Origin of the sequence: Amycolatopsis sp. NPDC051716 (assembly GCF_040681595.1) — a bacterium.
Classification (GTDB): Bacteria; Actinomycetota; Actinomycetes; order Mycobacteriales; family Pseudonocardiaceae; genus Amycolatopsis.
The window spans coordinates 118,743-138,031 of sequence record NZ_JBFAZA010000017.1; the positions used below are offsets into that span (position 1 = coordinate 118,743).

Consider the following 19,289-nt stretch of genomic DNA (forward strand, 5'->3'; position numbering starts at 1 on the left):
GAGAACTCCTTCTCGCGGTCAGCGGGTCGAGTGTCCGACGAAGCGACTGTGTTCGACGGCGGCGATCGAGGTGTGGATTTGCTCGGTTTCCGGGACCGGTAGGGCTGCGTTGACGACGACGGTGAGGCTGCGGCGGCGGATGTCGATGAAGAGCGGGTCGATGTCGGAGTCCACGCACAGTTCCTGCAAGGCGGCTTGCCAGTGCGGGAGGTCGTTGTCCGGGCCGAGGCGTTCCCAGGGGACGATGATCCACTTGCCGCGTTGAAGCGCGGCGGCGATGTCCTGCGGATCCGACACCCAACGAAGGGCGGTCATGGCGCTGCCCGGGAGTCGGTGAATCCGACGGGGATCCGCCAGCCGGGGTGGGAGTCGAGGTGGACCCTGCACACCGTCCGGTTCCCGGTGAAGGCGGTGCGGCCGTGCAACCACCGCCGGTTGCTGACCACGTAGCCGCAGCCGGCGGCCGCGGGGATCGAGACCGCGTAGCGGTGGATGACCTGTCCGAGCAGCGGGAGCCACCGCTGGGTGTGCGGGGCGAACCGTGCCAGCCCGTCGCGCCGCAGCCGCACGCCGACCAGGTGGCCGGGGCCGGGTTCGAAGACGTTGCCGACGATTCCTGCTGCGCCTCCGAAGTAGGCCCCACGCCGCGTGGAGAAGTCGGCGAGTGCGTCGGGAGCGGTGGCGGCCAGCTCGCCGTGGACGGCTTGGCCGTCGACGAGGATGTAGTCGCCGCCGCGCTCGGCCGGGCGCACGCACGCCGCCATCACCAGCAGTGGGGGCCTGGACCGGTCGGAGCAGTCGGTGTGCGGCGCCAGCGACTGCCGGCTGAACCCGGCCTGTCCGGGCCGTGGCCGGACATCGCCGCGGGCGGCCAGCACGGTGATCCCGGAGGGGACGCTGTCGCGGTGCGGGACGATCCGGCCCAGCCGGGCTGCCAGCTGCAGCAGCTGCTGTTCGCTGCGGACGCCGTCGAACACCGCGACGCCATGCTGCGCCAGGACCGCGGCCAGCTCGCCGACGCCGCCGACTGCGGTGACGTCGACACGGCACTCCGACAGCGCGGTCGCGAACATCCCGGTATCTCCTCTCAGCGCGTTTCGTCGGGCTTGTTCAGCAGACCGGGCGTTCGCGGGCGCCGTCCACTGACAGATCGTCAACCTCTGGTGTCCACCGATGACGACGTTGCGCTGCTACGGTCGGTGACGCACTGTGTCGGTCGGCAGGGGAGCTGGTGCTGGTGGCGGAGTCCGGATACCCGGTGTCGATCAAGGGCGTGCTGGTCCGGAACGACCGGGCACTGCTGGTCCACAACGAACGCGACGAGTGGGAGCTGCCGGGCGGCCGGATCGAGCCGGGCGAAACCCCCGAGCAGACCGTGGTGCGCGAGATCAGTGAGGAAACCGGGCTGCCCGTCGATGTCGCGGAGATCCTCGACGCCTGGGTCTACCACATCGCTGTCGCGAATAAGGACGTGTTCATCGTGACCTACGGCTGCACCTCCACCTCGGCCGCGGCGCCCGTCCTGAGTCATGAGCACAGCCGGGTCGCTGAGTTCGCCGAGCACGAAGTGCCCGGGCTGCGGATGCCGGAGGGATACAAGCGCTCGATCGCCACCTGGTTCGACCGGCTCCGCGCCTCGGTGACGGCGAGGTAGCGGGCCATGGCCGGCTGCGAACGCTGCGGCGCCGCGCTGAGCCGCCACGCCCGCACGCCGGTGTGCCCGACCTGCCAGGCCGGCACCACGACGCTCTCGGCACGTCCGCCGCGGCTCGCCCCGGCCGTGTGGATGTGGTCCGACCCAGCCGCCGCTGCAGCCCTGACCTCCCGCGACCTCGCGACCATCCTGCGCGCCTACCGGACTGCAAACGGCCTCAGCCAGGAAGCGCTGGCCCGCCTGCTCGGCTACGACAAGTCGTACATCGCGATGATCGAAACGCGCAGACGGACACCCGGCGACGTCGGCGGGCGCCGACACATCGCCCGCGCGCTCGGCCTGCCCTACCACGTCCTCGGCGTCACCGATCCCGACGGCGCCGACTTCGCCGCGCTCGTGCAGTTCGGCGACAGCGTCGTCCGGCTGGCCGAAGTCGCGCGCCGATCCGGCCGGGCCGTCGAAGCCGTCAACGAGCTGTGGCCACTGGTCGCCCGGCTCGAAGCCCGCGCCGCCGACGGCCGCATCGAGCGCGACACCCTCCACCTGCTGGCCTCCGCCCGTCTGGCCCTCGGCGTGTCGCTCGGCACCGTGTTGCCCGAGGAGCGGCTGACCGGCGCCGCGGCCTGGACCGGCAAGGCCCTGGTGCTGGCCCGCCACCTCGGCGACGACCACTTCCTTGCCGACACCCTGCGGATGCACGGCAACGAACTGCGCAAGGCTGGGCGGCTCCCGGCCGCCGTCGCCCGCCTTGAACACGCCGTCGCGGTGTCCACCGACCCGGGCGGACGGGGATCGGCGTTCGCTCTGCTTGCCCGCGCCACAGCGGAAGCGGCCATGCCTGACCGGTTCACCCAAGCGATCGGCGCCTGCCGCACGCTGCTGGACTCCCATACCGGCGGCGGAATGCTGCTCAACCCCTTCACCCTCCGCGAAATTCATGCCCGCGGGTTGCTCTCGCTCAACCGCCCGGGCGATGCACTTCGTGCTCTCGACGGCACTGACGCCGGTGAGCCGGTAGCACCGCAGTGGCAGGTCATCGAACGCGTCACCACCGGTGAGATCCTGGCGGCCGGCGGCGAGCGCGCGGGTGCCGAGGACGCTCTCGCCGCGGCCATCGCGACCGCCGAACGACGTCGGCTGCCTCATCAGCTGCAGAGAGCCATCCGCGCCGCGGACCGCAGCGGCATGGCTCGCATCGGCGCGGCCGGCCGAGCCGCGTTGCAACGTCTGCGCAGTCTCCTAGCCCCAGCCGCCTAGCAGGTAGCGCTGCACCGCCTCGGGTTCGGAGAGGAAGATGATGCTTCCCGTCTCGAGTATCCGCGACCTCGCCGCCCGTGCCCACATCGCCGGCTGACGCCTGGCAACTCGAGGCCACGGTTTACTCCTGAGCGGCCCGACGGCCGTGGAGCCGGTCCCGCCGTGACGGGATGCCGTGGCGCCGCCGGTAAATCGTGTCGCACACGTCGCACTGCCGGGGAATGCCGTGGCTTCGCCGTTCGTCCAGCGGCATGAACGTCGGAGTGTCGGAGATGCCGCACAGCGTGGTGATCGCTTCTGCCGGTTCGAGCGCTCCCGCGAGCCGATGCCACACGCCGTCGATGACCGGGTGAACGGTCTGTACGTCGAGGTAGATTAGTGCGGCCATCGCGAGACCCCGATCAGGGAAACCGGAAGTCGGCGCAGGTGACTGACCCGCGTTCGAGAGCCTTGAACGTCGACCGGTAGCCCTGAACTGCGTCGGGCTCGCTGACGAAGATGATGTTGTCCTGGTGTCGCAATGCGACGGTGAAGACTTTCCCCTGGCCTTCGTAGATCGTGAACGGATCGATAGCTTTCGCGACGCTCGGAGGGACGATCTTGACTACCAGACCGGGAACGTTGGCTGCCGCCCGAAAAGCTTGTAGCTGCGGATCAATCGCCGGGGCCAAGGCTGCAGCGCCCACCAGTACGATGCGGTGGCCAGTCCAGCCCTGGTCGAGCTGCCGGACTTGGTGTTCGAACACCACCTGATCGAGGTCATCCGGCCCGGCCGCATGACCCTGCGCGATCGCCTGAATGTAGTGCGGCGTCTGCAGCTGTTCCGGGACCACTTGCGGCGCCCATTCGAAGGTGCGCACCGCGAGCTCCTCCAAGGCTCGTCGCTGACTGGTCGAGCCCGCGTCCAGGGTTTCAATGGAAATCGGATTCTCAAGCTGCCGCCGGAGCCGCATAATGCGGTCGTATTCCTCAGGACTCACCCGAAGAAATCCGAGGACGTGCGCCACGTCCTCGATCGCCGGTGCGCGCTTACCCGTCTCCCAAAGGGACAGGGCTTGCGCTGGTACTCCCAACTTGTGTGCCAGCCTGCGCAACCCCAGTCCTTCCGCGGTACGGGCACTGCGCAGAGAAGTACTCAGGGCGAGCAAAGCTGGAAGGCAGGGGCTTGCCTTGGTCATGCGCATTCTCGTTCCATGTCGCGGGCTGCCGGGATGATCCCGGCAGCGAGGTCATCGCCGTGGGAGCGGAGCAGGTCGGTCAGTTCGCCGACCTCGTCAGCGAGCGTGTGGTGCTCGTCCGGGGTTGCGGTGCCGTCTCGAAGTTGTATGACCAGCAGGGAAATTCGAAGTTGAGTCGCTTCGAGGACGTCGACGAGTTTCTGGGTGTCGCGGGTCATGCGAGTTCCGGACGTGACGGCAGGTCTGTCCCGATCGGAGAGTCGGCGCAGCCCGACGAGAACCCTGCTGAGGTGGACATAGTCCGGGTGCTCTGCGAAGGACAGGTCGGTTTCGGACGGCCAGGTGATTGCGGTTGACGCCACCGTGCTCCACCACCTCGGGAAAGTTTATAGCGCCGCATCGTCGGACCAACCCATCACTTGGCGCAGGACGTCTTCCGGTGGTCCGTCGACAGGTCCTCGCAGCGGGAGTGCTCCATGTTTCCCCCAGTCACCCAAAGCGAAACGGGCGCCGATCGCACGCACCGAGGTCTTCAGCGTTTCGATGCGCACGACGTCATGATGGGCATCGGTCGTCCGGTGCCCAACCATCGTCTCGGGCTCGGTCGAACCGGCCGGAGCGCCGCGCCATTCCCAACCGCGGCGGCGGGACTCGTCGATGGCCGCGCTGGATCGCTCCCAGGCCAGGACGGCGTCGTCCCAACGATCAGAGTCGGTCATCGTGCCTCCGGGGATCACGTCGTCGCAGGCGTCGCCACCATGAGGTGCCCCGCGGCTTGCTGCGGCAGGACGTCCGGTCGACGGCGAGGCGTCCACGGCAAGTCGGGCACACGCAGCGCGGAGAAGAGATCATCGGCGCAGCGGAGAACTGGGTGCCGCAGATCCCGCGGTACGAGCCGAAGGCTCGCATCCCGTCGACGAAAGCAGCCTCCGTCACGAGGTGGTTGGTGCCGGTCGACGCCTCGGCAACCCACAGCAGGCGTGGGGACATCCGGCGTCTCGTAGGTGCGGTAGCCATCGTGAAATCTCCGCGGTCGAGCTGGATCGGAAGGAACGTTGAACACCCGGCCGGTGCGCTGAGTCGGGGGCAAGCGCACCGACCGGGCTGATCAGGGGCGGCTCTCATCTCGCCGCTGAGGCGGTCATCTCCGGTCTCCTGGCAGATCGTGGATCAACATCGCCTGGGCATGGCTGACCAATTCCGCCATCGCCTGCCGGGGCAGGAACGCGGGCGGTCCATCGGCGCCGACCCGGATGGCGCGTACGGGTCCGTCGGCCGTGTCGATCAGGCCCAATGTGACCTGCGTCGCCGAGCCGACCGGAGTTCGTGCGGGGACGATCAGCGGTGTTCCGCGCCAGCGGTGTCCTCGCATGTTCGTCTCCCCGTTAGGCTGTCAGGGCCATGAGCTGGGCGCTGACGGTGCTACCGAATGTTGGTAGCAAGTGTCAGCGCTGGTAGCACGGCTGCGCAATGACCTAATCGGGTGACCTCTGCGGTCGGCTCCACCTGCACTAGCATGTGCTGCATGGCTGGTAGCACCGCGAGGCGCCGATGAACCTCGGCGACGCGCTGAAGGAGGCGCGCGAGTCGCGTGGAGTTTCGCTGCGGAAGCTGGCCGTGCTCATCGGTCGCAAGGAGTCGGATTCCGGGCTGATCTCGCGCTGGGAAACCGGCGAGCGCAACCCCAAGCCGGACGATGTGGCATCGATCGTCGAAGCGCTCGGTATCGGAGATGATGCCGGCGCCGAGTTGATGGCGCTGGCGACCAATGCCGGGCAAAGCGGGCGTTGGCATGCCGTGACGGTGGCTGAACGGCGGCAGCAGATGAACGCGTTGCTCGCCGCGGAGCGGACCGCGACGACCGTCACGCACCTGGCTCCGCTGCTGATCCCCGGCGTTCTGCAGACCAGCGCGGTCATCCGCGCCATGATGGAAGAGGGCGACGTACCGGCCGACGAGATCGATGAGCGAGTCGCGATCCGGATCGGACGACGCGACCTCATCACTCGAAGTGCTCCGGCGACCCTTGATGTGTTGCTTGGTGAGGCGGCGATCCGGCACGCAATCGGAGGTCGGGACGTCTGGGCGGAGCAGCTGACGTACCTCTCGGAGATGATCGAGCTGCCCAATGTCAAAGTGCAGATCATCCCGTTCGAAGCCGGATGGACGCCGCTCCTGGCTGGCTCGTTCATCCTGTTCGACTCGGCTCAGGCGCCGTCGATCATCAGTCTTGAGCTGCATCGCGGTGGCCTGATGCTTTACGCCGAGGAAGACATCGCGGTGCATCGGCAGAAGGCCGAGGCGGCGCGCAGCAAGGCGATGAGCGTGGAGAAGAGTCTCGAGCTCATTGCGAAGGTGAAGAGCGAGCTGTTGGAGACGAAGCGATGACGAACTCGACCGGTTGGTTCAAGTCGAGCTGGAGCACCGAAACGCAGGACTGCGTTGAGGTTCGTCTCGGTGATGACATCGGAGTGCGCGACTCGAAGGCGCCGTCCGACGGGCAGCTTTCAGTGGACCAAGCTGCTTGGGGCGCGTTCCTGGAGTGCCTCACGAAAGCCTGACCCGGCGCGGCGTTGATCGAACGCATGTTCTAGCCGCGTGGTAGGTTCACGGCGTTCGAGGTCGCGGTTCCGGGAGGTCGAAGTGGCGTGGTTGTTGAGGGAGCGAGTCACTGGCCGTGAGTGGCGCATCGGCGACAGCGACCTCGCCTGGGAGGCTGGCGGCTACGACACCGCCAGGTTCGAACTCCACGTCCTCGATGAGGAGGTTGTCGGGGCGCCGGACGGCCTTCCCGGCTGCCGCCGTATGCCGCAGGTCTGCGGCGCGTAGATCGCGCTTGCGGGCTTCTGTCGTCGTTCTCGCGGCCGCTGGAGCAAACGCTGCGCGATCAGGCTGATCGCCGGGTGCCTTCCGAGTCCTGGCTCCGGCGATGGCGTGCATGGTCGACGATGTCCGCGTGCTGGCTCACCCAGTCGGCGAGCGGCTGCATGGCTTCCAGGGCTTCCTGCGTCGCCGGCGCCAGCGAGTAGACGACCGACGGTGGGAACACGCCCGCCTCCTGGTCGCGGACGATAAGGCGGTCGGCCGTCATCGTCTTCAACGTGCGCGTCAGGACGCTGGCGTGCAGCACCCGCGGCCGTCCGGACCAGCTGTTCGCCGCCGCGGCGTCGTTGAGCGAGCCGACCAGGTCGAGCAGCTCGGTGTAGTGCTTCGGGCCGCTCTTCAGCGCCAGCAGGATCGCCGTCATCCAGTCGCCGCCGAAGAGCTGCCTGGCGTCGTGCAGTTTCCGCAGGCGCTCGGCGTCCTCGGCGGTGATCGCCTGTGTGCTCGGTCGAGTCATCGTTCCCTCCCCGGTTCGATCACCCCAGGCTGTTGATCTTAAGTTTCCGCAGGTCACGTCTCAACTATCGAACGGGCATTCACCTGATCAGGTCTTAATTTCAGTTAAGACACCTGGTGAGCGGTACCTTCGAGGGGAGCTGAGGAGGGGTGATGGCCGAACGCGGACGTGACTTCGCGGACAAGCTGAACCACCTGTTCGCCGTCACGAAATCGCCGGAGGGCGAGGAGTACAGCAACGACTTCGCCGCGGACTCGATCACCGCCGCCGGCACCAAGATCTCCGGCACGTACGTCTGGCAGCTGCGCAAGCGGAAGCGGGACAACCCGACGATCAAGCACGTCGAGGGGCTGGCCAAGTTCTTCGGGGTCCCGTTCAACTACTTCTTCGACGACGACGTGACCGACCGCGTCGACCAGCAGCTCCGCGAGCTGGCGGCAGAACAGCAACGCCTCAAGGCGAACGCCGGTGACCAGGAAGCGCAGCGAATCGCGATGCGGGCCGGCGAGCTGACACCGGATCGCCGTCAGCTCGTCATGGACCTGCTCGACGTCGTCTACCGCGACCAGCAGGCAGCGCGCGAGCGAGGGGAGCGGTGAACGAGCGGCTGCTGCGCCGCCGGTGTCGACGGTTGCTGAAGGACCTGGACATCCGGCCTCCGCTGGACGTCGTCGAGCTGTGCCGACGCGTCGGTGACCGCCGCGGCAAGCCGATCAAGCTGCTGGCCCACTCCATCCCGGTGCCCGGCCCATTCGGTGTTTGGATCAGCACCCGCCCGGCGGACTACATCCTCTACCAGCGCGAAACCAGCAAGCCGCACCAGAACCACATCATCCTGCACGAGCTGGGCCACCTGCTGGCCGGCCACGAGAGCGATCCGTGCGATGACGAACTCCTGGCCGACCTGTACCCGGACATGTCGCCGGACAGCCTGCGCCAGCGCTACCCGGATCTCGAGCCGGACGCCGTTCGCCGAGCCCTGCGGCGCACCTCGTACGATACCGATCAGGAGCGCGAGGCCGAAACGACGGCAACGATCATCCTGGAGTGGGCGTCGGTCCTGGACCAGGTCGGCGCCGGCGGAAGATCGAGCGAAGCCGCCCAGAAAATGGGGGCCGCACTCGAAGGCCGCCTGGGGTGGCTGTGACGCCTCTGGTTCTCGCCTATGGGATCGTGTCGGCTGTCCTGCTGCTGTGGCTGGCCGGAAGGTTGGCGCGGAACCCGAGGAACGCCGCCCTTCGCAGTGTGACGGCGCTGGTGGCGTGCCTGGCCGTCGCGTTCCCGTTCGGTGCTGCGGCCGACAAGGGCGCTCATGCGTTGGGCCTGCCGCCGATGATCTCGCGGCTGATCCAGCACGGTCTCCTGCTGGTCGGCGTGTACAGCCTCGTGTGCTTCTTCCTGTTCTCAGCGCGAGAGCAAGCGGCCGCCCGGCGACGCGCCGGCTGGTACGCCGCCCTGCTGCTGGCCGCCGAGGTCGTGCTCCTCGTCGCTGCGCTGGTAACACCGGCCTCCGCTCGCACCAACGACCAATCGGTGCCCAGCGTGGCGGTTTTCTTCATCGCGGCCGACGTGTTCATGGCGGTCGGCTTCGCCGCGGCGGCGGTCTGGGCTTGGCGGTACGCCCGGGAAGCGGGCGGCAGGCTGGCCCGAGGTCTGCGGATCGCCGCCGTCGGCTTGGTCGCGATCGTCTTGGCAAACTGCGTCTTCGTGCCCGCGATCGTGCTGGGCCTGATCTACCACGTGGGGGTCGCAGATCGCGCCGGTTCCGCGGGCACAGTGGTGGGTGCGCTCGCCGTCACCATTCTGCTGATGCCGGGCGTCCTGCTCTTCCTGGCCGGCGTCAGCTACCCGGCCGCGATGACCAGGATAGGTGCGGTGCGGATCTGGTGGCGTCACCGCCGTGGCTATCGGCAGCTCGCCCCGCTGTGGACGGTGCTGCACTCGGAGTTTCCCGATGACGCTCTGGATCGGGTGCCAGCTGCACCTTGGCGTGACGCACTGCGTCTACGTGGGACGCACCGCCGGTACTACCGCCGGGTAGTCGAGTGCCGCGACGGCTTGGTCCGGATTAGTCCGTATCTGGCGCGAACGGACACCTCTGCAGATCTTCCGAGCCGTCTGCAGCAGGCGCTCGCAGCTCACGCGGCCGGTGAGCCGGCTTCGACGAAGGCGGTGCCCGTCGCGCTCCCGGAGGGTGACGGGCTTGATTCGGACGTTCGCGAGCTGGTGCGGCTGGCTCGTGGCCTTGAGACGAGGGGAGTGGGATGACCAAGGCGCTGATCATCGGCGGAGGTATCGCCGGGCCGGTCACGGCCATGGCCCTGCAGATGGCAGGCATCGACTCCGTCGTCTACGAGGCCTACCGGATGGGGGCAGACGACGTCGGTGCGTTCATGACAATCATGAACAACGGCTTCGACGCACTGCACGCCATCGATGCGGACAAGCCGGTGCTGGAGGCGTCGTTCCCGGCTGATCGCGCGCTGTTCTGGAGTGGTTCGGGCAAGCAGCTCGGTGAAGCGCCCATCGGCGGCGGCTCTGCCGGCGCGTACGGCCCACACACCATCAAGCGGGCCGAGCTGTACCGGGTGCTGCACGAGGAGGCCACCCGGCGCGGGATCGAGATCGAGCACGGCGAGCGCCTCGACGACGTGGACACCGACCTCCAGCACGGTGTGGCGGCGATCTTCGAGGACGGCTCCCGGCAGGAAGGCGACCTGCTGATCGGCGCCGACGGCATCCACTCGGCGACCCGGGTGCTCATCGACCCGGAAGCGCCCGAGCCGCGGTACACCGGAACGGTCGTGCTGTGCGGCTATGCCCGGCAGGCGCCGGTCGACCCGGTGCCGGGCGTGTATCGGATGATCTACGGCAAGCGCGTCTTTTTCGCCTACACCACCGCGCCAGATGGCGAGACCTGGTGGTTCGTGAACGTTCCGCGTCCGGAGCTGTCGAAGGCAGAGCTCGCGTCGACGTCACTCGAGGAGTGGAAGCAGCAAGCGACAGCACTGCTTCGCCGTGACCGTTCGCCGGCGGCCGCGATCGTCGAGGCATCGGAGCAGATCCGCGCGAGCAACGGCTACGACATCGCCTCGACACCGAGGTGGCACGCCGGCCGGATGATCGTCATCGGCGACGCAGCCCACGCCGCCGCACCGAACGCCGGCCACGGCGCGTCGATGGCGATGGAGGACGCGGTCGTCTTGGCGAAGTGCCTGCGCGACCTGCCCGAGCCGGTGACGGCGTTCCGAGCCTACGAAGCACTGCGCCGGGAGAGAGTCGAGCGTCTGGTGGCCACCAGCGCGAGGATGGGCGGCACGGCGACGCCCGGCCCGATCAAGCGGATCATCCGAGACCTGGCGATCTCCAAGCGGCTCAAGAGCGGCCCGCGCAACACGGCGGCGTGGCTGACCGGGCACCACATCGACTGGGACCTACCGGTGGCACACACTGCATGACACCGGCGGGCACCCTCGGTTCGGTCGATCGCGTCACCGCGCCGATGACTTTGCCTTTCCCACGTCGAAGATGAAGTAGCCGTCGTCGTGTTGGCCGCGGGGCGTTCCACAACAGAGTCAACGAGACCGCAGTGCGCTGATTCGTGGGACCGTGGGATAAGGCCGCTGGCGATCGAGGGAGCGACGTTGGAGTATCTGCCGCCGAGGTCGTCGCTGACGGGCCGAGTTCGAACTGCTCGTAGTCGAGCGGAAGTCGTACGGATAGACGCCGTCGACCAATTGCCGAGGTCGTGGACGGCAGTCCTCCTCGATTGTCGAGTGAAATTGACGGGCGCCGTCATGCGTACTTGAAAGTCCGTGTCATGCGCCGTTTGCAGTGCGTGGGACCGCGGCCTGTAGACCGGATTCATAGCAAGAACATGGATCGGTTTGGAGGCCGTGATGAACAATTCGAAATTTCCCCGCCTGGCGGGCCGAATCACCGCCACAGGATCAGTCGTGATCGCCATGCTCGGTGCTGCACTGGCGCCGGCCGCGGGCGCTGCTGTTCGTTACGAGCCGAGAATGTCGTGCGGGTACCAGAGCTGGGGTGAGTACCGGCACTGCGATGGCGGCACCGGGTCCACCGTCATGCTCGACGTCCAGGACATTTGGGGGAGCATCTACCACTACTGCGTAGGGCCGGGAGTTACCGATCTTCAGCCGGTAATCAGGTGGCGTGTCACCGGCGCCTGGTGGAACGGCGGTGTGGGATGCTCTCCCGGCTATTACGGTGCGGCGTAGCCACCCATTCGTGCGAACAAGGCGCTTGCAGTTCGTGTCGTGCGATCACCCTTTTCGATGATCAGATAAACGGTCGCAGGAAGATTGAACTATTGCATCGGCCGCGAAAGCGTCGGCCTTCGGTCCGTCCTCCGATGGGAGAAACCGGGGCATGGTGGAACGGCGGCGTCGGTTGCTACCCGGGCTTCGAGGGCCGACGTAACCACGGACTCGAGGACGTCTCCCAGTCCTCGGCCAGTCGACGCGGTGGGCGCCCTTGCCCCTCTGCGGCGCCCTCCGCGTCGGCGTTGATCGACTCAGCCCGAGATCGCGAGCACCGCCGTCATAGCCGCCAGGAGACACGGCCCGAACGGCACGGCTCGCCGCCGGCTGCCGTGGTGGGGCAGGAGCAGCAGAAGCAAGGCTCCGAGCGACGCAAGCATTAGCGAGCCGGCGAACTGGAGCCAACTTGACCAGCCTGTCACCAAGCCGACGACGGCCGTGAGGCTGACGTCACCGGAGCCGACGCCTCCCTCGACTAGGACGGCGAGCAGCAGGTAGAAGCCCGCCGCCGCGAGCGCCGCCCATAAGGCTCGCAGGCCGGCAGCCGGGTCGGAGCGCAGGAAGCACAACAAGCCAAGCCCCAGAGTGGCGCCAGCCAGCTGGGGAAGCAGAACGATTCGAGGTAGCCGATGTTCGACCCAGTCGATGACCCCCAGCGGGACGCCGAGCACCACGACGTAGACGTAGACCGCCAGCTCTCCTCGAAAGCCGATGCGCCAGCCGAGGAGGGCCAGCAGCGCCGCGGTGATGACCGCACCGAGCCACCTGGACTGCGCGACGCGAGCCGGCTGCCGCAGCAGCGTCTTGGTGATCGAGCTGGCGGCAGCTCCCAGCACCAGGCCGACAGCCGCGCTGCCCGCGGTGAGCCAAGCATTCACCGTGCCACCGGCTCTTCGCTCGTGTTGCTTCCCGTCCCCACGAGGCCATGCTCGCCAGCGCGGCGACCCGGCGCATCGCTCGTCCTTCCAACGAGTGAACCTCCGCCGCGGTGGTGTTCCAGGTCCGGCGACCAGCTGATCATCGTAGTGGGAGGGGAATCCATGAACCTGTGTGAAACCGTCCGTATCACCGTCGCTTCGTCTGCGGCCGTTGTCCTGCTCGGTGGGTGCAGCGCAACCGAGCCGAGTCAGCCGACGACGTCGTCAAGCACGCCGGCGACCACAAGCGTCGCGCTTCGGCCGGCCGACCTCGCGAAGCAACGTGCGACGGCTGCCTACGTCGGCATGTGGAGCGACATGGCGGATGCCGCCACTACTTCCGACTGGCAGTCGCCCAAGCTCGCGCAGAACGCGACTGCCGAGGCGTTGCAGACGATCTCGCGCAGCCTCTACACCGATCACTACAACGGCCTGGTCACCAAGGGACGACCGGTGAACCATCCGAGCGTCCAGTGGGCGGAGCCTGAGGAGAACCCGACGACCGTCACCATCGCGGATTGCGGCGACTCGACGAACTGGCTCAAGTACCGCGCCGACAACGGCCAGCCCGCCGACGACGGCCCCGGCGGCCACCGCCGGATCGAGGCGCTCGTCAAGAAGGCAGTCGACGGCTCCTGGAAGGTCTCCACCTTCGCCGTCCACGAGGTCGGATCATGTTCAGGCTGAGCAAGGCAGCGGTATGCGCTGCCACAGCGCTCGGGTTCTGCTTGGTGCTGACGTCGTCGGCGCTCGCCGATGGCTGGGGGGAGGTCCATTGCGGACAGAGCGGCAACCCCTCCTGTGACGTCGGCGCCGGCCGTGACGGCGGCAAGGCACCGCAGCCGTCCGGAGTCCCCGGCCAGCCGACGCGTCCCCGTCCGGCGCCGGGGCAACAGCAGCCTTGGGGTGACAGCATCATCGGCGACGACGACACCGCGGCGAAGTGCTCGTATGTCCGGAGCAACTACCAGCCCCCGGCGAACGGCGTGCAGACCATCGCGCACCACGACGTCGTGCGAAGCGGTGCATCGGTGCCTTTCGCGCGCTTCAGTCGTCGACAGGCGCAGGCAGGCGCGTGGTATATCTACCGATGTTCTGGCCCAGGTGTCCACGACGGCCTCTACCGGGCTCCGATCTGGCTTCCGGACGGTCAAGTTCCAGCGGCCGCCGCTTTGCCTTCGCCGCAAGAGCTGGCCGACCAGGCGCGGGCACAGCTGCGGTTGCCGACCCCCGGGATCGAGGCGAATCCGCCCGGCGACAAGCTCGTGAGCTTGCCCACGTGGATGTGGCTGGACCGTGGCGGCTGGGGCGCGCGGCAGGCCACTGCTGCTGTACCGGGCGTGTCGGTCACCGCGGTGGCCACACCGACCACGGTCTCGTGGTCGATGGGCGACGGTGAGGACGTGACCTGCTCGGGTCCCGGAACCCCTTACCCGGCCGCTGGGGATCCGCAGGCGTCTTCGCCTGACTGCGGCCACACCTACCGCCGCTCATCAGCTGTGGTGCCAGGGCAGCACTTTGCCGTCAAGGCGACGGTGCACTGGACGGTGACCTGGTCGGGTGCCGGAGCCAGCGGCACATTGCCGGGCCTGACCACGTCGGCGACCGCGGCTTTCCGCGTCGCCGAAGTGCAGGCGCTCGGTACCGGACACCGCTGAAACTCACCGGTTCTGCGCCAAACGAATCCAATTCTTGCTGCGCGTCAACGCTTTCCGATGATGCGCGGTGCGGTCGAACCATGGCTGGGGAGGCACGTCATGACCAGCACGAGTCAACGCAGCACGGGAGCCGAAGTGGGTTCCGTAACGTGGTTGGGGAAGAATGGCCGGCTCGCTGCCGTGCCGACCGGTCGCCGGGCGCGACGGCGTCTGCCGCACCTGCTGGCGGGCGTGCTGCTCGTCGTGGTCTGCGTCGGCGGAGCGCTCTGGTGGGCAGCCGGCGCTCAAGGCCGCGTCTCGGTGCTGGCGATCGCCCGGCCCGTGAACGTCGGACATGTTCTTGAGCCAGCCGACGTGCACCAGGTCGAGATCTCCGCGACCGAGGGGGTCGCCACCATTCCGGTCGGCCAAGCAGCCACCGTGCTCGGCAAGCCGATGGCCACCAGCCTCACTGCCGGCGCGCTGCTCACCCCAGGCAGCCTCGGGCCGTCGGCGATCCCCGCCGCCGGCCAGGCGGTTGTGGCGGTGGGTCTCAAGGCAGGCCAGTTCCCGCTCGAACTCGCTCCGGGAGCTCCTGTCCTCGTCGTGCTCGCTACGGCGTCTTCATCGTCGGCGCTCCCGGCCGCGCAAGGCAGCGGCGACGGGCCGACTTGGGCAGCGACGGTGACCTGCGTGGCGCGGGCCGAGAGCGACCAGACGACGGTGATCTCGCTGCAGATGCCCAGCGCCACGGCGCCGGCCCTGGCGCGCGTGCCTGCGGGGCAGGTCGCGTTGGTCATGCTCGCGGGTGGTGAGCGCTGATGTTGATCGTCCTGACCAGCGTGAAGGGCTCGCCAGGCGTCACCACCTTCACTGTCGCGTTGGCCGCGAACTGGCCGGTCGCCGTTCGCCGGGTCGTTGTCGAGTGCGACCCGGCAGGGGGAGACCTCGGTCAACGCTTCGGGCTCGCACCTTCGCCTGGCCTGCTCAGCCTCGCCGCCGCGGCGCGCCAGTCCATCGAGGCCAATGCCGTGTGGAACCACACGCAGGTCCTCGCGGACGGGCTGCCGGTTGTCCTCGGGCCAGCCGGCGGACCGCAAGCTCGCGCGGCGTTGAGCACCTTGGTACCGGCCAGCTCACCACTGCGCCGAGCTGCGCGCGAGCCCGGGGTGGTGATGTTCGCCGACTGCGGGCGCATGGATCCCGGATCACCGGCGGAGCCGATGATCCGGCAAGCCGATGCGCTGCTCCTGATCTCCGGTACGCACAGCGACGAACTCGCGCATTTGGCCACCCGGCTCCAGGAGCTGGGCAGGGTCGCTGCACGGCCGTGCCTGGTCCTCGCGGGCCGAGGCCACCCGACGAAGGAAGTCGAGCAGGAGCTCGGCATCCCGGTCATGGCCCGGATCCCTTACGACCCGGCCGCGGCCACGAGTCTCACCGGCCACGCGGTCCCAGGGCGTGCGCGCAAGGGCGGGCTTACCCGAGTTGCGGTCGGGGTCGCACGAATTCTCGCTGCCGGAAGGTCGTCGATAGAAGCTCCCGAATCGGCCGTCGGACAGCACGTGCCGGGTGTCCCGCCTCAGCGCGTTCCGCCGTGCGGGGTCCGCATCGCTCCTGATCTGCACAACGCCGCCCGTGAAGTCGGGCTGCCTGGAGAGGAGGTTTCGCCATGACCGTGCTCGACCAACATCGCCGTTCGTCCGCGGCCAGTCCGGAGGCACGCCTTCGCGCTGTCCTCCACCATGCGCTCGCCACCGAGCTGCCGAACCGGGCCGAAGCCGAGAGCGCTCCGGTGACTGTCGAAAGCCGTCGTGAGCTCGCCCGGGAACTCCTGCGATCGGCTGGAGCTGCGCACAGCGAGGCCGAACTGCAGGCCGGTCGTGTGCTGTTACCGCCGGACGTCGAGGGTCGAATCGCCGAGGCCGTGCTCGACGAGATCTTCGGGCTGGGTGGGCTGCAGCCGTTGCTGGCGGATCCGAAGGTCGAGACGATCAACGTCAACCGCTTCGACCGGGTCTTCGTCCAGTACGCCGACGGCACGCGGGCGCAGGTCGCACCGGTCGCCGCGTCGAACGACGAACTGACCGACCTGGTCCGGACGCTCGCGGCCCGCGCGTCATCGGAGGAGCGCCGGTTCGACCGTGGCTCGCCTGCGCTGAACCTCCAGCTGCCCGGAGGCGAGCGGCTCTTCGCGGTGCTCGGGCTCACCGCCGACGGGGTGACGGCGTGCTCGATCCGCCGGCACGGCTACCTCACCACCAGCCTCGCCCAGCTGCGCCGCCGCGGCACCCTCGACGTCGGCCTCGAGCGATTCCTGCGTGCCCTGGTCCGAGCGCGGAAGAACATCCTCATCACCGGCGGCGCCGGCTTCGGCAAGACGACCTTGCTGCGCGCGATGGCCGCGGAGATGGACCCGCTCGAACGCATCGTCACCGTCGAAGACGCCTTCGAACTCGGCCTCGGACTCGACCCCGAGCTGCACGCCGACGTCACCGCGCTGCAGGCCCGCGAGGCCAACATCGAAGGCGCCGGCGCGATCAGCCAGGCCGAGCTCGTTCGCTGGGGCCTGCGGATGTCCCCGGACCGCGTCATCGTCGGCGAAATCCGCGGGCCCGAGGTCATCCCGATGTGCAACGCGATGTCCCAGGGCAACGACGGCTCGATGGCCACCTTGCACGCCAGCAGCTCGAGGATCGCGTTCACCCGCCTCGCCTCCTACGCCGCCCAAAGCGCGGAGCGGCTCTCCCTCGAGGCGACCGCGCTGCTGGTGGCTTCCAGCGTGCACTTCGTCGTGCACCTCGACAAAGCCGCCGACCGCACGACCCGGGTGATCTCCTCGATCCGCGAGGTCGTCGACGCCGACGGCGGCACGGTCGTCTCCAACGAGGTCTACCGCCCCGGCACCGACCGTCGAGCTCGCCCAGTCGCCGGCGCGCTCCGCGCCGACACCCTCGACGACCTCATCGAAGCCGGGTTCGATCCCGAGCTCCTGACCGAGCCCGCCGGGTGGTGGGCGCCATGACCATGACCCTCGTCGCCGGCTTGGCGGGGCTCGGTACCGCCGTCGGACTGCTGCTCGTCCTCGTCGGCCTCCGTGGTCCTCAGCTGGTTCGCCGTCCGCGGTCGGCCTCGCTGTGGCGGGCCGATCGGACCTGGGGGCTTCGGCTGGGGCTCGCGCTGGGCGCCGGCCTGCTGGCCGGAGTCGCGACCGGGTGGCTCGTCGGGGGAGCGCTCGCTGCCGGGGCGGTCTGGTTCCTGCCGCGGCTGGTCGGCCCGGACCGGGGGCACGCGCGCCGGGTCGCGCGGATGGAGGCGGTCGCGTCGTGGACGGAGATGCTGCGCGACACGCTCTCGGCCGCGGCTGGGCTGGAGCAGGCGATCCTCGCCACCGCCCCGCTGGCGCCCGCCGCGATCCGCGACGAGATCAGCGGGCTCGCCTTGCGGCTGCAGAACGGGCACCGGCTTGCTCCGGCGTTGCGGCAGCTGGCGGAGGAGCTCGCCGACCCGACCGCCGACCTGATCGTTGCTGCGCTGGTCCTGGCCGCCGAACACCAGGCACGGCAGCTCGGCGAGCTGCTCGGCTCCCTCGCGGAGACCGCACGGTCGCAGGCGGCGATGCGGATGCGTGTCGAGACAGGTCGCGCACGGACCCGGACCTCGGTGCGGGTCGTCGTGGCCACCACGATCGCCTTTGCGGTGGGTGTCGTGATGTTCAACCGCGCTTACCTGACCGCGTACGACAGCGCGCTCGGCCAGGCCGTCCTGCTCGTCATCGGCGGCCTGTTCGGAACCGGCTTCGCTTGGCTGGTCAGGATCGCCGCCGGCCGCGCCACCGCGCGGATGCTGACGTTCAGCGAGCCGCCCGAGCCGACCGCTGCTGCCTCATCTCGTTGGGACGGTGAGCGCGCATGATCCTGTTCATCTGCCTTGGGCTAGGTACCGGCATCGGGTTGTGGATGCTCCTGACCTGGGCAGTCCCGGCGCAACCCTCTCTTCACGAGCACCTCTCGACGGCGAGCTCGACAGTGGCGGCTCCGGTCGTGGACGTGGCGGAGGCCGGCTGGGCTGTGACCGTGGTGCGACCGCTCGTACCCGGTCTTCGGAGGCTGGGCCTGCCGGGGGAGAAGCTCGAACGCGACCTGCGAGTTCTCGGGCGATCCGCCGACACGCACCTCGCCGTCAAGGTCGTCGTCAGCTGCACCGGCCTGGTGGCGCCCCTCCTGCTTCAGGGCTTGCTCGCGCTCGCGGACGTGCCGGTCAGCGTCGAAGTCCCCTTGGTCGCCGCTCTTGGGCTCGCAGCGGGCGGGTTCGTCGCTCCCGACCTGGAGGTGCGCACCAAGGCGGCGCGAGCGCGTGCCGATTTCCGCGGCGCGCTCTCGGCCTTCCTCGACCTCGTGTGGATCACCCTCGCTGGTGGCGCCGGAGTCGAGGTCGCGCTCCTGGCGGCCGCCGAGGTCGGACGCGGACCGGCGTTCACCCAGCTGCGGGTGCGCTGGACGCCGCCCAGCTGACCCGCACCACGCCGTGGTCGACGCTCCGCCGCCTCGGCGAGGAGCTGGACATCACCGAACTCGCCGAGCTCGCCGCATCGATCTCCCTCGCCGGCACCGAAGGCGCCAAGATCCGCACCTCACTGGCGGCAAAAGCCAAGGCGCTGCGGACGCACCTGGTCGCCGACGCCGAAGCCGACGCCCAGGCCGCCACCGAACGCATGGCCTTGCCGGTGACGTTGCTGTTCCTCGGCTTCCTCGGATTCATCGCCTACCCGCCGTCACCCAGGTCCTCAACGGCCTCTAACCAAGTCCACAGGAGACACATCATGCTGACCTACTACCGAACACTCTGGACCCTCGCCACTGCACGCATTCGTCTGCTGCGTAAGGACAACGATCGCGGCGAGATCACGACCACCGTCATCGTGACCGCCCTCATGGCGGTCCTGGCCATCGCCTTGATCGCGATCATCGCCGCGAAGTTGACCGCTAAGGCCAACAGCATCGACCTCGGCCTCGGCGGCTGA

27 protein-coding genes are annotated in these 19,289 nt (G+C 68.6%); 18 read left to right on the plus strand and 9 right to left on the minus strand.

The window, feature by feature from the left end:
- Window positions 1-18: 18 nt before the first annotated feature.
- Both AB0M30_RS24115 and AB0M30_RS24120 read right to left on the minus strand, forming a co-directional pair.
- Window positions 19-297: a hypothetical protein gene (locus AB0M30_RS24115; protein ID WP_364587360.1), complete on the minus strand. Its 279-nt coding sequence runs from the start codon at window positions 295-297 to the stop codon at window positions 19-21.
- A gap of 14 nt (window positions 298-311) precedes the next feature.
- On the minus strand, window positions 312-1,073 hold the full coding sequence (locus AB0M30_RS24120) for a TauD/TfdA family dioxygenase (RefSeq protein ID WP_364587362.1): 762 nt from the start codon (window positions 1,071-1,073) through the stop codon (window positions 312-314).
- Between the two features lie 164 nt (window positions 1,074-1,237).
- Here AB0M30_RS24120 and AB0M30_RS24125 point away from each other — a divergent pair, with 164 nt between their 5' ends.
- Both AB0M30_RS24125 and AB0M30_RS24130 read left to right on the plus strand, forming a co-directional pair.
- Window positions 1,238-1,654: an NUDIX hydrolase gene (locus AB0M30_RS24125; protein WP_364587365.1), complete on the plus strand. Its 417-nt coding sequence runs from the start codon at window positions 1,238-1,240 to the stop codon at window positions 1,652-1,654.
- Window positions 1,655-1,660: 6 nt separating this feature from the next.
- On the plus strand, window positions 1,661-2,911 hold the full coding sequence (locus AB0M30_RS24130; RefSeq protein ID WP_364587368.1) for a helix-turn-helix domain-containing protein: 1,251 nt from the start codon (window positions 1,661-1,663) through the stop codon (window positions 2,909-2,911).
- 121 nt (window positions 2,912-3,032) lie between these two features.
- Here AB0M30_RS24130 and AB0M30_RS24135 read toward each other — a convergent pair whose 3' ends face one another.
- From AB0M30_RS24135 to AB0M30_RS24155, 5 genes are all read right to left on the minus strand, one after another.
- Complete coding sequence (locus AB0M30_RS24135; RefSeq protein ID WP_364587371.1) at window positions 3,033-3,299, minus strand: zinc finger protein; 267 nt, start codon at window positions 3,297-3,299, stop codon at window positions 3,033-3,035.
- A gap of 13 nt (window positions 3,300-3,312) precedes the next feature.
- A complete protein-coding gene (locus AB0M30_RS24140) occupies window positions 3,313-4,095 on the minus strand; it encodes a Scr1 family TA system antitoxin-like transcriptional regulator (RefSeq protein WP_364587374.1) in 783 nt (260 codons plus the stop codon).
- Window positions 4,086-4,307 (minus strand): hypothetical protein, encoded by a 222-nt coding sequence (locus tag AB0M30_RS24145; protein ID WP_364587376.1) that lies wholly within the window; start codon window positions 4,305-4,307, stop codon window positions 4,086-4,088. Before AB0M30_RS24145 ends, AB0M30_RS24140 begins: the two co-directional genes overlap by 10 nt.
- 168 nt (window positions 4,308-4,475) lie before the next feature.
- Window positions 4,476-4,808, minus strand: coding sequence for a hypothetical protein (locus tag AB0M30_RS24150; protein WP_364587378.1), 333 nt, complete (start codon window positions 4,806-4,808; stop codon window positions 4,476-4,478).
- Window positions 4,809-5,230: 422 nt separating this feature from the next.
- Window positions 5,231-5,461 carry a hypothetical protein gene (locus tag AB0M30_RS24155; protein WP_364587381.1) on the minus strand — a complete coding sequence of 77 codons (231 nt, stop codon included), beginning with the start codon at window positions 5,459-5,461 and terminating at the stop codon, window positions 5,231-5,233.
- Window positions 5,462-5,640: 179 nt separating this feature from the next.
- Here AB0M30_RS24155 and AB0M30_RS24160 point away from each other — a divergent pair, with 179 nt between their 5' ends.
- The 3 genes from AB0M30_RS24160 to AB0M30_RS24170 all read left to right on the plus strand — a co-directional run bounded on the left by AB0M30_RS24160 (window position 5,641) and on the right by AB0M30_RS24170 (window position 6,918).
- The gene (locus tag AB0M30_RS24160) at window positions 5,641-6,477 is read left to right on the plus strand and encodes a helix-turn-helix transcriptional regulator (protein WP_364587384.1); all 837 of its coding nucleotides are present in this window, start codon (window positions 5,641-5,643) and stop codon (window positions 6,475-6,477) included.
- Window positions 6,474-6,650: a DUF397 domain-containing protein gene (locus AB0M30_RS24165; RefSeq protein WP_364587387.1), complete on the plus strand. Its 177-nt coding sequence runs from the start codon at window positions 6,474-6,476 to the stop codon at window positions 6,648-6,650. Before AB0M30_RS24160 ends, AB0M30_RS24165 begins: the two co-directional genes overlap by 4 nt.
- An 82-nt stretch (window positions 6,651-6,732) precedes the next feature.
- Window positions 6,733-6,918: a hypothetical protein gene (locus AB0M30_RS24170; RefSeq protein WP_364587390.1), complete on the plus strand. Its 186-nt coding sequence runs from the start codon at window positions 6,733-6,735 to the stop codon at window positions 6,916-6,918.
- Window positions 6,919-6,976: 58 nt separating this feature from the next.
- Here the strand turns inward: AB0M30_RS24170 and AB0M30_RS24175 are convergent, their stop codons facing one another.
- Entirely contained in the window at window positions 6,977-7,429 is a 453-nt protein-coding gene (locus tag AB0M30_RS24175; RefSeq protein ID WP_364587393.1) for a helix-turn-helix domain-containing protein, read from the minus strand.
- A 152-nt stretch (window positions 7,430-7,581) separates the two neighbouring features.
- On the opposite strand from AB0M30_RS24175, the gene AB0M30_RS24180 reads away from it, so the two are divergent.
- The 5 genes from AB0M30_RS24180 (at window position 7,582) to AB0M30_RS24200 (ending at window position 11,670) form a co-directional block, all read left to right on the plus strand.
- Complete coding sequence (locus AB0M30_RS24180; protein WP_364587396.1) at window positions 7,582-8,028, plus strand: XRE family transcriptional regulator; 447 nt, start codon at window positions 7,582-7,584, stop codon at window positions 8,026-8,028.
- Window positions 8,025-8,576: a hypothetical protein gene (locus AB0M30_RS24185; protein ID WP_364587399.1), complete on the plus strand. Its 552-nt coding sequence runs from the start codon at window positions 8,025-8,027 to the stop codon at window positions 8,574-8,576. Before AB0M30_RS24180 ends, AB0M30_RS24185 begins: the two co-directional genes overlap by 4 nt.
- A complete protein-coding gene (locus AB0M30_RS24190) occupies window positions 8,573-9,697 on the plus strand; it encodes an MAB_1171c family putative transporter (RefSeq protein ID WP_364587402.1) in 1,125 nt (374 codons plus the stop codon). Before AB0M30_RS24185 ends, AB0M30_RS24190 begins: the two co-directional genes overlap by 4 nt.
- Window positions 9,694-10,887: an NAD(P)/FAD-dependent oxidoreductase gene (locus AB0M30_RS24195; protein WP_364587405.1), complete on the plus strand. Its 1,194-nt coding sequence runs from the start codon at window positions 9,694-9,696 to the stop codon at window positions 10,885-10,887. The genes AB0M30_RS24190 and AB0M30_RS24195 overlap by 4 nt, the downstream gene beginning before the upstream one ends.
- Window positions 10,888-11,451: 564 nt before the next feature.
- The gene (locus tag AB0M30_RS24200) at window positions 11,452-11,670 is read left to right on the plus strand and encodes a DUF6355 family natural product biosynthesis protein (RefSeq protein WP_364587589.1); all 219 of its coding nucleotides are present in this window, start codon (window positions 11,452-11,454) and stop codon (window positions 11,668-11,670) included.
- A gap of 296 nt (window positions 11,671-11,966) precedes the next feature.
- Here AB0M30_RS24200 and AB0M30_RS24205 read toward each other — a convergent pair whose 3' ends face one another.
- A complete protein-coding gene (locus AB0M30_RS24205; RefSeq protein WP_364587408.1) occupies window positions 11,967-12,590 on the minus strand; it encodes a prepilin peptidase in 624 nt (207 codons plus the stop codon).
- Between the two features lie 162 nt (window positions 12,591-12,752).
- Between AB0M30_RS24205 and AB0M30_RS24210 the strand changes: the two genes are divergently transcribed.
- From AB0M30_RS24210 to AB0M30_RS24245, 8 genes are all read left to right on the plus strand, one after another.
- Entirely contained in the window at window positions 12,753-13,316 is a 564-nt protein-coding gene (locus AB0M30_RS24210) for a hypothetical protein (protein WP_364587411.1), read from the plus strand.
- Window positions 13,304-14,287 carry a hypothetical protein gene (locus AB0M30_RS24215; RefSeq protein ID WP_364587414.1) on the plus strand — a complete coding sequence of 328 codons (984 nt, stop codon included), beginning with the start codon at window positions 13,304-13,306 and terminating at the stop codon, window positions 14,285-14,287. Before AB0M30_RS24210 ends, AB0M30_RS24215 begins: the two co-directional genes overlap by 13 nt.
- A 99-nt stretch (window positions 14,288-14,386) precedes the next feature.
- A complete protein-coding gene (locus tag AB0M30_RS24220; RefSeq protein ID WP_364587417.1) occupies window positions 14,387-15,088 on the plus strand; it encodes an SAF domain-containing protein in 702 nt (233 codons plus the stop codon).
- A complete protein-coding gene (locus AB0M30_RS24225; RefSeq protein ID WP_364587419.1) occupies window positions 15,088-15,942 on the plus strand; it encodes a carbon monoxide dehydrogenase maturation protein in 855 nt (284 codons plus the stop codon). Before AB0M30_RS24220 ends, AB0M30_RS24225 begins: the two co-directional genes overlap by 1 nt.
- Window positions 15,939-17,291 carry an ATPase, T2SS/T4P/T4SS family gene (locus AB0M30_RS24230; protein ID WP_364587422.1) on the plus strand — a complete coding sequence of 451 codons (1,353 nt, stop codon included), beginning with the start codon at window positions 15,939-15,941 and terminating at the stop codon, window positions 17,289-17,291. Before AB0M30_RS24225 ends, AB0M30_RS24230 begins: the two co-directional genes overlap by 4 nt.
- Entirely contained in the window at window positions 17,288-18,181 is an 894-nt protein-coding gene (locus AB0M30_RS24235) for a type II secretion system F family protein (protein ID WP_364587425.1), read from the plus strand. Before AB0M30_RS24230 ends, AB0M30_RS24235 begins: the two co-directional genes overlap by 4 nt.
- Entirely contained in the window at window positions 18,178-18,780 is a 603-nt protein-coding gene (locus tag AB0M30_RS24240; RefSeq protein WP_364587428.1) for a hypothetical protein, read from the plus strand. Before AB0M30_RS24235 ends, AB0M30_RS24240 begins: the two co-directional genes overlap by 4 nt.
- Window positions 18,666-19,289, plus strand: a complete 624-nt coding sequence (locus tag AB0M30_RS24245) for a hypothetical protein (protein WP_364587431.1) — start codon at window positions 18,666-18,668, stop codon at window positions 19,287-19,289. The genes AB0M30_RS24240 and AB0M30_RS24245 overlap by 115 nt, the downstream gene beginning before the upstream one ends.